11 protein-coding genes are annotated in these 12539 nt (G+C 64.8%); 8 read left to right on the top strand and 3 right to left on the bottom strand.

Annotation, left to right across the window (positions count from 1 at the left end; all coding sequences use genetic code 11):
- Window positions 1-10 precede the first annotated feature (10 nt).
- Window positions 11-3049 (bottom strand): ATP-binding protein, encoded by a 3039-nt coding sequence (locus ABGN05_RS14195; RefSeq protein WP_367954687.1) that lies wholly within the window; start codon window positions 3047-3049, stop codon window positions 11-13.
- A gap of 197 nt (window positions 3050-3246) precedes the next feature.
- On the opposite strand from ABGN05_RS14195, the gene ABGN05_RS14190 reads away from it, so the two are divergent.
- The 8 genes from ABGN05_RS14190 (at window position 3247) to ABGN05_RS14155 (ending at window position 11156) form a co-directional block, all read left to right on the top strand.
- Window positions 3247-3825 (top strand): OsmC family protein, encoded by a 579-nt coding sequence (locus tag ABGN05_RS14190; protein WP_367954686.1) that lies wholly within the window; start codon window positions 3247-3249, stop codon window positions 3823-3825.
- A gap of 61 nt (window positions 3826-3886) precedes the next feature.
- Window positions 3887-5125, top strand: coding sequence for a flavin-containing monooxygenase (locus ABGN05_RS14185; RefSeq protein WP_367954685.1), 1239 nt, complete (start codon window positions 3887-3889; stop codon window positions 5123-5125).
- A gap of 10 nt (window positions 5126-5135) precedes the next feature.
- Window positions 5136-6332 carry an NAD(P)/FAD-dependent oxidoreductase gene (locus ABGN05_RS14180; RefSeq protein ID WP_367954684.1) on the top strand — a complete coding sequence of 399 codons (1197 nt, stop codon included), beginning with the start codon at window positions 5136-5138 and terminating at the stop codon, window positions 6330-6332.
- A gap of 25 nt (window positions 6333-6357) precedes the next feature.
- Window positions 6358-6807, top strand: a complete 450-nt coding sequence (locus ABGN05_RS14175; RefSeq protein ID WP_367954683.1) for a MaoC family dehydratase — start codon at window positions 6358-6360, stop codon at window positions 6805-6807.
- A gap of 192 nt (window positions 6808-6999) precedes the next feature.
- Window positions 7000-7242, top strand: a complete 243-nt coding sequence (locus ABGN05_RS14170) for a DUF1127 domain-containing protein (RefSeq protein ID WP_367954682.1) — start codon at window positions 7000-7002, stop codon at window positions 7240-7242.
- Between the two features lie 1537 nt (window positions 7243-8779).
- A complete protein-coding gene (locus ABGN05_RS14165) occupies window positions 8780-9331 on the top strand; it encodes an SH3 domain-containing protein (RefSeq protein ID WP_367954681.1) in 552 nt (183 codons plus the stop codon).
- A gap of 810 nt (window positions 9332-10141) precedes the next feature.
- The gene (locus ABGN05_RS14160; protein ID WP_367954680.1) at window positions 10142-10690 is read left to right on the top strand and encodes a hypothetical protein; all 549 of its coding nucleotides are present in this window, start codon (window positions 10142-10144) and stop codon (window positions 10688-10690) included.
- A gap of 118 nt (window positions 10691-10808) precedes the next feature.
- Entirely contained in the window at window positions 10809-11156 is a 348-nt protein-coding gene (locus ABGN05_RS14155) for a nickel-binding protein (RefSeq protein WP_367954679.1), read from the top strand.
- A gap of 234 nt (window positions 11157-11390) precedes the next feature.
- Here the strand turns inward: ABGN05_RS14155 and ABGN05_RS14150 are convergent, their stop codons facing one another.
- Together ABGN05_RS14150 and ABGN05_RS14145 are read right to left on the bottom strand one after the other, a co-directional pair.
- Window positions 11391-11780 carry a hypothetical protein gene (locus tag ABGN05_RS14150; RefSeq protein WP_367954678.1) on the bottom strand — a complete coding sequence of 130 codons (390 nt, stop codon included), beginning with the start codon at window positions 11778-11780 and terminating at the stop codon, window positions 11391-11393.
- 4 nt (window positions 11781-11784) lie between these two features.
- A complete protein-coding gene (locus tag ABGN05_RS14145; protein WP_367954677.1) occupies window positions 11785-12447 on the bottom strand; it encodes a transposase in 663 nt (220 codons plus the stop codon).
- Between the last annotated feature and the right edge of the window lie 92 nt (window positions 12448-12539).

Here is a 12539-nt window from a genome sequence, read left to right as displayed (position 1 = left end):
GCCATCGCCGTCAGGCCTCCGCCATCGCCTGGTGCGGCAGCACCAGGGCATCTTCCGCCGCGCGCAGGGCGGCCTCCGAGACCCCGAGCGCCATCACCTCTCCGAGCCGGTCAAGGTAGCCGGTTCGCGCATCGCCATCGCCTTTCGCGCCGGCGATCCGGGCGAGAATTGCAAGTGCCGAGACCATGTCGCTGTGGCGCTCCAGGAGGGTGGCGGCGGCGAGCGCCTCCAGCGCCAGCCTTTCCGCTCCAAGGTTTTCGCTCTGTCCGAACAGGATGCGCGCGGCCGTCATGGCGGCAAAGGCCAGCCGGTGCTTCGCATCCGCCGCGCGAAGATCATCCATGGCGGCATCGAAGGCGGCGAGCGTCGTCTCCCTGCCATGCACGTAGCGGCAGAGCGCCGCGAGCGACTTCGCGAAGGGAAGGTCGCTGCCGCTCGGCAGGCGGGCGGCCAGTTCCACCGCCTCCTCGCACAGGCTGGCGGCCGCTTCGAGTTCGCCCAGTTCGATCTCGAGCGTCAGCAGATGTTCGAGAGCCAGGAACTCGCAGGCGCGATCGCCTTCGCGCCACGCCAGCATCCGCGCCTTGCGCAGGAGGTCGCGCCCCTTCTCGAATTCCCCCTGGTGGCACCTCAGCAGGGCCGTCGCGTCCGCGATTGCATTGGGCTCGACGCCTGCGCGCCGCGCCAGGGCATCGGCTTCCAGAACCAGGGCCTCCGCGAGCGGCAGGTCGCGTTCGAGCATCACCAGGCAACGCGCCGCTTCGCCGAGCGCCACCGCGCGCTGCCTTTCGTCGGCGCCCCGGCTCACCAGTTCGCCCCGCAGGGTGTCCCGCTGCGCGTCCGACCATGCGCCGCCCTCCCAGCGCAGCGTCGCCAGCATCCGGTAGCAGCGCCCGGCAGCGTCGCCGCAGCCATGGTTGAGCGCCGCTTCGGCCAGCGCCTCGAGGCGTTCCATGAACCTGGCCGGATCGTCCGGGCGGCTTGTCCGGAGTTCGATTTCGGCGAGGTCGACCAGGCAGTCCAGACGGTCCGGATCCGGCAGCGCCTCCGCGTAATGCTGCCCGTGGCGGACCAGCGCCATCGCCTCGCCGTGCGCGAAGAGCCTCATGCAGTGGCGGCCTGCGAGCACGCAGGCGCGTGCCGCCATCCGTCCGTCGCCACCCGCGGCCGCATGGCGTGCGATGTCGAGCGCCGATGCGCCGCCCGGGGCCTGCTGAAGGACACGGGCGATCTTCAGGTGCATGACGCGCCGTCGAGGCTCCGACAGGCCGGTATAGATCGCCTCGCGCAGCAGTTCGTGTGCGAAAGTGTAGGCGCCCTGTCCGCTCACCTGATCGACGGGCACGAGGAGGCGGTGGCGCTCGAGCTTGTCTGAAATCTCCAGGAAGTCCTGGAGGTCGTAGCCGGCTACCGTCTGCAGCGTGTCGCCTTTCATCACCGGGCCCAGCACGCTGGCCCAGTTCAGCAGATCCGAGGCCTCCGGCCCGAGGCGTTCGATGCGGTCCCGCACGAGTTCCTTCAGCGTCCTGGGAAGAGTGCCCGCGCGGTCGGCGCCGTTCTGCGCCAGTTCTTCCGCGTAGAGCGGATTCCCGGCGCTGAGCCTGACGATCGCATCGGCATCGGCTAAGCTCGACACCCCCTGCACCAAGCGCACGATGTCCTCGGGCGGAAGCGGGTCGAGCACCATCTCCTCGACGAGCCGGTAGCGGCGCAGGGACCGCAGCACCGAATTGGCGGGGATGTTGTCCGGTAGTTCCCCGTCGCGCGCGGTCAGGACCACGAGGAGCGCCCGGTCCTGCGCACTGCGCACCACGTGGTGAAGCAGTTCCGCCGAAGTCTCGTTGATCCACTGGAAATCGTCCAGCACCAGGATCGGCAGGCCTTCGCCGGCGAAGACCCGCTTTGCGACTTCCGCGAACAGCTTCTCCCGACCCGAGGCGGCCTCCTCGTCCGTCTCTGCCAGGGGAAGCTCGCCGACCGCTTCCGCCCAGGGGCCGAGCGCGGTCGACAGGCGGGCATCGTAGGCGCGTCCGATCATCGGCCCGGCACCGCGCCGGCGCATCGATGCCGTGAATTCCTGTACCAGGCGGCTCTTTCCGATGCCGGCCTCGCCCATGAGCACGACCACCTTCGCGCTGCCGCCGCTGGCCGCCGCTTCGGCCACCGCCTTCAACGCATCCATTTCGCGCTCGCGGCCGACGAACCGGGCGGCATCGGCGAGGGCCGACGGTGCCGGAGGGGCTTCGGCGGCTCCGGTTCCGTCCCGAGGGAGTGTCTCGACCCTTTCCGGCCCCTGGATCGCCAAGGGAGCGCGGGCACGCTCTCCCGCCGCTTCGCGGCGGATCGTGCGCCAGGCGCCGGCTAGCCGCTGCGATGCTTCGGGGCCGATTTCCCGGAAGAGCCGCTCGGCAGTCTCGAAATGGCTTTCAGCCTCCTGCTGACGGCCGGTCCTGGCAAGCAGGCGCAGGAGGTCGGCCCGGGCCGCCTCGTTGAACGGGTCGACCTGCGCGAGCTGCCTTGCTGCGGCCAGGGCGGATTCCGGGTTGCCTGTATGCCGCTCCTTCAGTTCCTCCAGAATGCGTATCTGCAGACGCCGCAGGTCTTCGCGTTCGGCCACGCACCAGGCCTGGAACTCGTGCTGGGCAGGCAGGTCGAGGCCTTCGAGGAATTCGCCGCGGAAACGCGCCGCTGCCGCCTCGAGCTGTTCCGTCGATAGCTTCTCCAGCCCCGAGGACACGAGCGAGCGCAAGGCAAGGAGATCGATCTCGGCGCCATTCGCCTGGAATGCGACCGACTCGCGATTGGCCACGATGCGCGAGCTGTCGGGTTCGTCCACGAGCGGGCGCAGCCGGCTCATGCTCCAGCGCAGCGAACCGCGCGGATCGTCCGGGACTTCCCAGAACATGGAACAGAGCCGCTCGCGGCGATGCTGGCGCCCGGTCGAGGCGAGGTAGGCAAGAAGCGCGCGTGTCTTGCGCGACGGAGGCAGCGCGACGCGGTCTCCGTCACGCAGCACTTCCAACTCCCCGAGCAGGTTCAAAGTCAGCATTTCCGGCCTCATGAACGCGTCGATGTTCGCCAGAGCGTGCCGGCCGCCAGCCGAAACGGCGCCTAGCTGCGGTATTCCACAAAGCCGTTGGCAATTCAACTATCGCTTCCACTGTCACTCACACGGTCGGCCCTCAAGCAGTCTCCGTCTGAACGGGACGCGTTCCCGAGCATCAACCTCGAACCAGGAGAACATCCATGCAGGTCCAGACCAAGGCTCCCCGCCCGCCGCTCAACGGAGTCGATACGCCCACCCTTCTCGCCACCATCAACGTCGTCGCCGGGCAGCCGGAACTGGCGAAGTTCCAGTTCCGCGCCGACAACGAGTGGATCTCGGGGACGCACAGCCGCAGCGCCATGAAGAGCTTCAACGGCGCCGGCGGAGAACAGAGCCACGGACGCAGCTTCTTTGCCGACGGCGACCACCCGGCCGTGCTCTGCGGTGCCGACAACGGGCCGACGCCGGTCGAGTGGCTGCTCCACGCGCTCGCCACCTGCCTCACCGCGGGGATCGGCAACATCGCCGCCGCCCGCGGCATCAAGCTCACCAAGGTGCAGTCCCACATCGAGGGCGAGATCGACCTGCGCGGCATCCTCGGTATCACGGACGAGGTGCGCAACGGCTTCCAGAACATCTCGATCCGCTTCGAAGTGGAAGGCGATGCACCGCGCGAGAAGCTCGAACAGCTCGTCGAGCAGGCAACCGCCCGGTCGGCGGTGTTCGACGTGCTGACCAACGGAGTGCCGGTCTCGGTCGGCATGAAGTCGGTGCAGTAGCCCGACACTCCCACGGAGGTCCGCCACCGCGGCGGGCCTCCCCAACTCCGGAGACATGAAGATGCTATCGACCGACGTCGCCATCATCGGCGCCGGCCAGGCGGGGCTTGCCATGAGCCGCTGCCTGAGCGACCGCGCCATCGACCACCTCGTCTTCGAGCGCGACGAGATCGGCAGCCGCTGGAAGACCCACGCCTGGGACAGCCTCAGGCTGCTCACGCCGAACTGGATGAACGCGCTTCCCGGAAGCCCCTATCGCGGCGCGGAGCCCGACGGTTTCATGCCGTGCAGCGACTTCGCGGCGTCCTTGCCGGCATATGCCGCCTCCTTCGCCGCCCCGGTCCTGACGCGGACCATGGTCGAATCCGTGGCCGCGCACTGCGGCGGTTTCCGCATTGCGACGAACCGCGGCACCTGGCGCGCGCGTTGCGTCGTCGTGGCCACGGGCCAGTGCGATCAGCCCCTGGTGCCCGCGATCGCGCGGGCGACCGAGCGCGTCGCCACAAACATCCATTCCTCAGAGTACCGCTGTCCCGCGGCCTTGCCCGACGGCGCCGTGCTTGTGGTCGGCGCGTCGGCATCCGGGGTCCAGATCGCCAACGAACTGCGCGCCGCCGGGCGCGAGGTGGTGGTTTCGGTCGGCCGCCACACGCGGCTGCCCCGGACCTGGCGCGGCTGCGACATCTTCTGGTGGCTCGATCGCATGGGGGTGCTTGCCGAGCGTACGCGTGACATCGCCGATCCTGCTGCGGCCATGCGCCAGCCGTCCCTGCAGCTTGCTGGCCGGCCCGACCGGGCGAGCGTCGATCTCGCCGCCCTTCAGTCGAGGGGTGTTCGGCTGGCCGGCCGCCTCGTCGCCGCCGAGGGCGGTTCGGTCGCCTTCGCCCCGGACCTGCCGGTGAACGTCATCGCGGCGGAAGCCAAGATGCATCGCCTGCTCGAGCGGATCGATACATTCGCGGGTGTCGGAGAAGGCGGGTGCGGATCGGCACGGATGCCGGTTTCGCTCCCGCAGAGCACGCCGCGACGCCTCTCGCTGGCGGCCGAGAACATCCGCTCCGTCGTCTGGGCGACCGGCTACCGGCGCTCGTTCCCATGGCTGATGGCACCTGTCCTCGGATCCGACGGCGAGCTTGTTCACAGGGAGGGCGTGACACCCGTCCCGGGACTCTTTGCGCTCGGCTACCGGCTTTTACGCAAGCGCGATTCCAACTTCATCGGCGGCGTCGGCACCGACGCGGCGGTACTCGCCGGACAGATTTCTTCCTTTCTTGGACAACGCGGCGAAGAAGCCGCCTGAGGAGACGACAATGACTTACATTCCAGAGCTGAAGTCCGACTACGACTTCATCATCGTCGGTGCGCGCTGCGCCGGCGCGGCCACCGCCATGCTGCTCGCGAAAGGCGGTGCACGGGTCCTTGCCATCGACCGGCAGGGCTATGGATCCGATACGCTTTCCACGCACGCGCTGATGCGCCCGGCGGTGCTCCAGCTGAAGCGCTGGGGATTGCTGGACAGGATCATTGCCGCCGGCGCACCGGTCGTCACATCGACGACCTTCCACTACGGACCCGAAAAAGTCGAGGTGCCCATCCGTGCCGAGCCGGGCCTGCCCGGCCTCGTCGCACCACGCCGTACGCTGCTCGACCGCATGCTGGTCGACGCTGCGCGCAGCGCCGGCGCGACAATTGTGCATGACGTCGTCGTTCAGGACCTCGTTTCCGACAGCTCCGGTCGAATCCGGCAGGTCGTTCTGAAGGATGTCGGTGGCCACAGTCGGACGGTCTCGGCCGGCTGGGTGGTCGGCGCCGATGGCGTCGGTTCCCTCGTTGCCCGGCAGGCCGGGGCGCAGACACTTGTCCGCGGTCGGACGTCCGCCGCGCACATCTACAGCTACGCCGAAATGCCCCGCATGGAAGGCTACCACTGGTACTACGACCTCGGCATGGGGGCAGCTTTCATTCCGACCGACGGCGGCCTGGCCTGTGTCGGCGTGTCCGTTCCGACCGCGCGTTACGATGCGGAGATCCGCCTGGACATTGCCGGCAACCGCATGAAGATCTTGCGCAGCCTGGACCCCGGACTCGCCGAGCACGTCGCTACAAACGACCGGACGCCGCTCAGGGCGTTTCGCGGCACGCCGGGGCACTTGCGCCAGGCCTTTGGCGCCGGATGGGTTCTCGTGGGCGACGCCGGCTTCTTCCGGGATCCGATCACCTCGCACGGCATCTCGGATGCCTTGCGCGACGCCGAAGGCGCAGCCGATGCGTTCCTCGCCGGAAACGAGGCGGCGCTGAGGCGCTTCCAGCAGGAACGGAACGAGCTTGTGCTTCCGATCCTCGAGGCCACGGACGCGATCGCGACATTCGACGGAACGCTGGACGAACTGCCGGGACGGCACAGGCGGTTCAGCGAGGCGATGAAGCCGGAAACCGCCGTTCTGGCGGCTCGTGAGCGGTGCACGCGATCGGCCGGGGATCAGACGCCGCTTGCGCAGACCGCATGATCCCGATCATTCAAAGGAGAGAACGATGATCCAATCCACCATCCTGTCCCCCTGGACGAAGACTCGTTTCGGCAAGCCGCATGTCGGGGCCACTGCCGAGCGCCGACGTGTGACCCGGGAGGCCGACATCGTCGCCTTCACGGAAATGACCGGGGACCGGAACCCGCTCCATTATGACCGAGAACTCGCGAAGCGCTCGGTGTTCGGGCGCCTGATCGTTCAGGGCGGCGTCACGTCCGGACTGCTCAACGCGCTCGTCGCCGAAGATCTTCCCGGCCCGGGAACGGTGTTCCTCGGCGTCGAATGGCGCTTCGTGAAGGCGGTCGGCGTCGGCGAGGAGATTTTCGCGCGCGTCGAGGTCACCAGCGTGCGCGAGGACAAGCCGATCTGCATGCTCGCCACGACCATCGTAAACGGGTCCGGCGAGGTCTGCCTCCAGGGCACGGCGATGACCTACACCGTGCCACTCGCCTGACGCGTACAATTCCGTTTCGATGCCTCGCCCGCCCATCGACTGAGCGTTTTCCCTGCCCCGCCCACTGGCGGGGCGTTTTTATTGTCCCTCCCTGCGGAGAGTTTCGATGCTCATGCACACGGTCGTTCTCACGATGGGGAGCGAAAAGCTCCGTGAAAGGCGCGGCAGTCGCGCCTCAGACACGGAGAAAAGATGATGAACACGATCATGAACACCTACCAGCAGTTTGCTGCCTCTCCAGCGACGATCTCCACCGCAAACGCGATCCTAGCCGGCGCCCGAATGGTACAGCGCTGCGTCCGCCTGCATAACGACCGGGCTCACCTGAACGAGTTGCCCGACCACATGCTGCGGGATATCGGCATCACCCGCTCGGAGATCATGTCAATCACCAGCTTTCATGGCCGGGACGCAAGCAGGCGCTCGAGAACGTGAGCGTGCCGTCTGCGGCCGCGAAGGCCGCCGGCCACGCGACGCTTTTCTCAAGAACGCATCTGGAAGGCAGGAAACCCAAACGTTCCTGCCTTTCACAATCTTGGTTCAACCATCAGCAATGAACCAGAGGTGCGGATCGGGAAACTGTTGCCCGGCGTTGCTCCAAGACTCCTCCGGCGAACGGGAAAAAAGCGCCCTCAAGGCGGTCGTTTAGACTGACGAAGACAGCACTCGTGCTCAGAAGCGAGCCGTAGCGTCCGCTATTTCAGCGTACCACAGAAATGCAGACCGGAGCGGATAGCGGCCATGATGTGGTCGGAACTAGCCGGTGGGGTCACCCCCGCTCGACGGTAGCTGTTTGATCCTTGGCAGCAAGACCGGAATGTCCGGACACGGCCTTCTTGCCGTCGTTGCAAGTCGGTCTCTGGTTCGTTCTGGGTCGCTTCCGTGTCACCAGCGACTGAGATCCAACGCGAGTTCGTGGATCCGGAAAAGCTAGCTAAATCTGTCACTTAGAAGCTGTCCACCAAATCGGCGTAGTTGCCAGCTTTGGAGAAAATGGGGCTGGAGAGAACGAAATTGCGGCTTCCGAAGATTGGGAGGTGAACAGTCCTTGCCGTATATCCCTCGGAAACAACAACAAATTTTCGCTTCGGCGTGAGCAGGAGAATGAGTTGGTAAGGGTGTCTGGCGGAGGGAACGGGCCTGACGTCTAACCTTCTCCACTTTTGTAGAATCTGCGAGCTCGCGTATCGACGATTGAACAGTCGGCGACGGCGGCGGCGGTCAGTATCTGCCGGTGCCGGGAGCGGGTTTCGTGCGGCCGATTCGCGTGTAGTAAGATTCTGGAATATCCTCAGCGCGCTTGTAGAAGTACCACGCGCAGGGCTTCGATGCGTCGGGATCGTAGCCGGTAACGCAGGGCGGGTGTCCGCCCCATTCGGCGGCGAGCTTCTCGTTGAGGCAGCAATGCAGGCAGTAGTAGAGAACGTCCTTACGATTCCAGCTCCAGTCGTGCGCCTCCTTCGTCGTTCCGAATTCGTACGGCGGTCCCAGTCGGCTCGGAGTGCCGTTTCCGGATCACCGCGCCTCCTCCGTCCGCCACTGCCGCAGGGCTCCATGACCACCGCGTAGCGGTCGCTCTCGTCTAGGATGGCTATCTCGCCACCAGAGTCCTCGATCACGGCACCGGGCAGGTTGATCAACTCCGACAGCCGGAGCTTGACCTGTTCCCCGAGCAGCCGTGTATGTCGTGTAATGGCACGGCCGATCTCCGGAGTATCGATCCCAGAGACGTTCGGCGCCCCTCGCCGATGATCCTCATATTCTGGCCGTTACACTAGATCGTGTCACCGTCGACGGCAGAGAGCGAGCGGCAATCGATCCGATCTCTCCAGCGGTTGCGAGGGAGACAGGCGGGAATGTGGCGACCATTAGGAGCGCGGCTGCGAACAGCGGAGGCAGAGCTGCAATGGTACGGAACCCCCTACGCTCCAGGAGATTACTGCCTGCAGAATAGGCAACAAGGAGCCGGTTCATGGTTTTTCTCCGCAAAGTCATATGGGCCATACTCGCAGCCAGTTCTGTGTCGTCGATCGCTGCGGCCGCGGACGCCTACACAACAGCTAATGTGAGCCTCCGAGCTGGCCCATCGATCGAGTTTCCAGAGATTGTCACCGTTCCCGTCGATGAACCAGTCTCTGTCTATGGGTGCACAGGGGACTGGGAATGGTGCGACACCAACTGGTCTGGCGTCAGGGGGTGGGTGAGCGGGCGACATCTGGAGGCCCGTTATGGCGGACGTCGGGCGCGGATCGAGGGGAGACGTAGCGCCACCGGCCTTCCCGTCATCCGATTTGATCTGAGCGGCTATTGGGACCGGAACTACCAGGATCAACCTTGGTATGATGAACGCGACCGGTGGGTTCGCCGCTGGTCAGACGGAGGATGGCAAAACGGTGAGCATCACGGTTCATCGGATCCCACGGAGGTCCCGAGGTCGTCGCGCGCACAGGAGGCGCTGCCTCCTGGGATAGCCAAAAAGCCAGGCTTTTGCCCTCCTGGACAGGCCAAGAAGGGGCGGTGCTGATTCCCTGGGCTGAAGATGCCGCTCTCCTTCAGGGCTGCTCCCGTCTCCACTCGGATAATCCACGCACGGCGGCGGATCATCAGCATGGAACGGGCATCCGCCAGAGCGCCGCATAGAAGGCCGCTTACGCGACGAGGGCGTTGCGGCCGAAAGCTACCAGCCCGATATCGTCGTGTGCGTAGCGACTCGATCTCATAGACCGTGAAGCCAAGATCGTAGAAGGGGTTTTTCATCGCGATACTGCAGTGTGGTGGACTATCGCCGCAAGAGGGGAAGATCCCTACACTATTTCACCGCGGATGAACGAACTGCTCGACCAGTCCTTCGCGCTCATCACGGCTCTTGACATGATGAAGGTGGCCCGGACTTCAAGCCCAGTGAGGGGGCAGTCCAGACGCCTTCTTTGCTCGGTACCGAACTCTCGACCCGGGCGGCTGCGGTTCAAAAGAGCGAGGCGATGAACATCACCAGCAGCACGCCTGCGCAGAATGACAGATCCGCGAACAAAAATCTTGCTTCGATCTGCTTCTCGTTTAGGTCGAGCTTCTGTTCCACGGCAGCCTCCATTCAGAAGGATCATCCGCCCACAGGGGAAACTTACTCCTCTCATGCGGTGACATCTGCGAAGAAGTTCACGGACCAGACATGACGCTTCGGCAAGCTGTTCATCTTCAGACCGGAGGAGTAGAATGGAACCGGATTGATCACGGCCAGGGTGACTTGTGAGATCGATCCATCGGGTGACTTCACCCCTGGCGGCGGTTAGCAATGAGACCGCAGCCCACCTTGGCTTCGCGGGAGGAGATCGCGATGTCCGGAATTAGAATGGCGCTATCGTTGGTACCGGCTTTCTCGGCCGGGTTGGTTCTGCCGGTCTTTGGACAGGACACACAAGCCATCATCGGTGATGCCCTCAGCGCTGCGCCGCCACAAATAGCGGCGAACGCCAAAGTCATGACGATGGAGGGTGAGACGCTTAAGGAAGGAGATGGCGCGTATACCTGCTTCCCCGGAGTTGAAGGTGGTCCAGGACCGATGTGCCTCGATTCCGAGTGGATGCGATGGGCTGATGCCTGGATGAACAAGAAGGACAGTTTCCAGCCGAATGGCGTGGGATTGGCCTACATGCTCGCAGGCGACATGCCCGGCGGAGGCGCGAGCAACATCGATCCATTCGCCATGGAGGCAACACCCGACAACGAGTGGGTGACAGAAGGCCCACACCTGATGGTGATCCTTCCTGATCCCGCAGCTCTCGAGGCGATTCCAACGGATCCGGACGCGGGAGTCCCATATGTAATGTGGAAAGGAACGCCCTACGCGCACATCATGGTCCCGGTCGCCGAACGGCCTCAATGAGGCGTCCGCAATCTTCGTTCAGTGGAACCCGGCCGCCGAGACGTGGCCGGGTTCATTCTCTGGGTACTTCCGCAGCAGAAGGTGCTACACTCCACATGCGCGACAACGGAGCTTCTAGGTGGAGGAACTGGACATGGAGTTGTTTGCCATACGCCGTCGCAGCGCTTGGGCCGATACTTCCGAACTCGAGAAGACAGCCGCGAAATCGGCCCGCATCGGTGATGAGGAAATGGCCAATCAGGTGCGCTGGATCCGTTCCTATGTCGTCGCGGAGAGCGACGGCCGGCTGGGGACGATCTGCATCTCCGAGGCGAAGGACATGGCGTCTCTGCGTGACCATGCTCGACGGGTGGGAATGCCTGGCGAAGACATCGAGGCGATAGTCAAGACCGTGGTCGTGCGGACGGACCCACAAGACGCGTCTGCCTCTGCATCGCGTTCGTATCGAAACGCCCGGCTACGGTGACGTGGCCGCCGACAACCTTCATTGAGACTTGTTGTCCCCCGGCGTAAGTCGAACGAACTCCGTCGGGCGCCGAAACCGTCCAGACTGATCCTGCAGCCTGCGCGGCGCACCTGAGCGACAATTCACAATGTGCTGGGCAACCTCGAAGCTGGTGACGGCGACGGTCTCGGTGATCTCGAAAGCAAAGCGGTCGAAACATGCTCCCGCACGACAGACCTTGGTTTCAATGTCGGTTCACAGATCCGGATCGCTCAACGTCCGGGCAGAGGGGTTGAAGCGGAGCGACAGCATTCCGGTCCGGACAGCAGAGCCGTGGCGTTCAAGTGCCGTCCAGGCGATCAGGCGGTCCAACAAGGCGGCACGAACGAAACGCTCGGCCGCGGGCACGAAGTCGGCTGGTGAGCTCAAGCGGCAATTTCGATCCAGCAGCCGTACGAGGATCTCGACGCGTGCGGAGCTCCTATCCGGATCGGAGAGGTCCCTCGCCTCACGGCTATAAAGCTTGAGACGATCTTCATCCATAGCATCGAAGACGTTCCCCACAATTCCTGCGGATGTCAGCCGGGAAGATAGTCGATGATGTTCGCCGGAGAAGGTGGCGGTGGCTTCCTTGGCGAAGCGCAACGGCTTAAGCGAAGCGGATCTCGACGTCTCTGCCAAGTTCCGAAAGGAACGCCTCGACCGGGGACCGATAGCCGAGGCATTTGCGCGGGGTGAGATTGATGGTCATGGCGATCTCGTGGATGTCGGCTTCGTCGAGTTCCTCGAGGTCGGTGCCTCGGGGCAGCCATCTTCGAATGCGCCCGTTGGCGTTCTCGACCCCGCCCTTCTGCCAGCTGGCGTAGGCGTCGCAGGAATGGGTCATGGCGGAGAGCATGCCGCGCAGCAGCATGTGGCGGGCGAAGGAGGTGTCGTTATCTAAGGTCACCGAGCCAGTTCGATCATGCCGGCGTCGCGCGCGGCCTTCCGCTTCTGCTGCTTCGCCGGCCGCGTGGCCGCCAACTCCGACTTCGGCTCCGCGACCACCGCCGGAACAAAACAACGGTTCGGGCGCCGGCGATTCCGCCAACGGCATACGAGCGGCCCGACGCCAGGCGAACAGCTGCTGCGGGGAAAGTGCATATCGGCGTGCCACCGCGCTCACGCTCTCGCCGGCTTCGTGGCTTTCCGCCACGATCCGCGCCTTCTCCTCCGGCAGCCATTCGCGCCGCCGGCCGGAACCTGTAAACACCTCAAACCGCCGCGCGGGCTCGGGATCGCTGGATTTGAGCGTAAGCTCTGAAATCGTCATCCCTGTCGAAGTCCTCAAAGGCTTCGAACATCGCGGCTCACAACCACCCGCGAAAGGTGGCACCGGAACTGCGCTTACGCTGCTGGCGTCAC

It is taken from the genome of Aquibium pacificum (genome assembly GCF_040839445.1).
In the GTDB taxonomy this organism is placed as follows: Bacteria; Pseudomonadota; Alphaproteobacteria; order Rhizobiales; family Rhizobiaceae; genus Aquibium; species Aquibium pacificus.
Note: the sequence above shows the minus strand (reverse complement) of the source record. Positions and strands in the feature narration are given on the sequence as shown.

What these genes read in the sequence shown, in the direction of transcription:
- ABGN05_RS14195 (WP_367954687.1), bottom strand. Translation starts at nt 3,049, where the DNA reads ATGCTGACTTTGAACCTGCTCGGGGAGTTGGAAGTGCTGCGTGACGGA.
- ABGN05_RS14190 (WP_367954686.1), top strand. Translation starts at nt 3,247, where the DNA reads ATGCAGGTCCAGACCAAGGCTCCCCGCCCGCCGCTCAACGGAGTCGAT.
- ABGN05_RS14185 (WP_367954685.1), top strand. Translation starts at nt 3,887, where the DNA reads ATGCTATCGACCGACGTCGCCATCATCGGCGCCGGCCAGGCGGGGCTT.
- ABGN05_RS14180 (WP_367954684.1), top strand. Translation starts at nt 5,136, where the DNA reads ATGACTTACATTCCAGAGCTGAAGTCCGACTACGACTTCATCATCGTC.
- ABGN05_RS14175 (WP_367954683.1), top strand. Translation starts at nt 6,358, where the DNA reads ATGATCCAATCCACCATCCTGTCCCCCTGGACGAAGACTCGTTTCGGC.
- ABGN05_RS14170 (WP_367954682.1), top strand. Translation starts at nt 7,000, where the DNA reads ATGATGAACACGATCATGAACACCTACCAGCAGTTTGCTGCCTCTCCA.
- ABGN05_RS14165 (WP_367954681.1), top strand. Translation starts at nt 8,780, where the DNA reads ATGGTTTTTCTCCGCAAAGTCATATGGGCCATACTCGCAGCCAGTTCT.
- ABGN05_RS14160 (WP_367954680.1), top strand. Translation starts at nt 10,142, where the DNA reads ATGTCCGGAATTAGAATGGCGCTATCGTTGGTACCGGCTTTCTCGGCC.
- ABGN05_RS14145 (WP_367954677.1), bottom strand. Translation starts at nt 12,447, where the DNA reads ATGACGATTTCAGAGCTTACGCTCAAATCCAGCGATCCCGAGCCCGCG.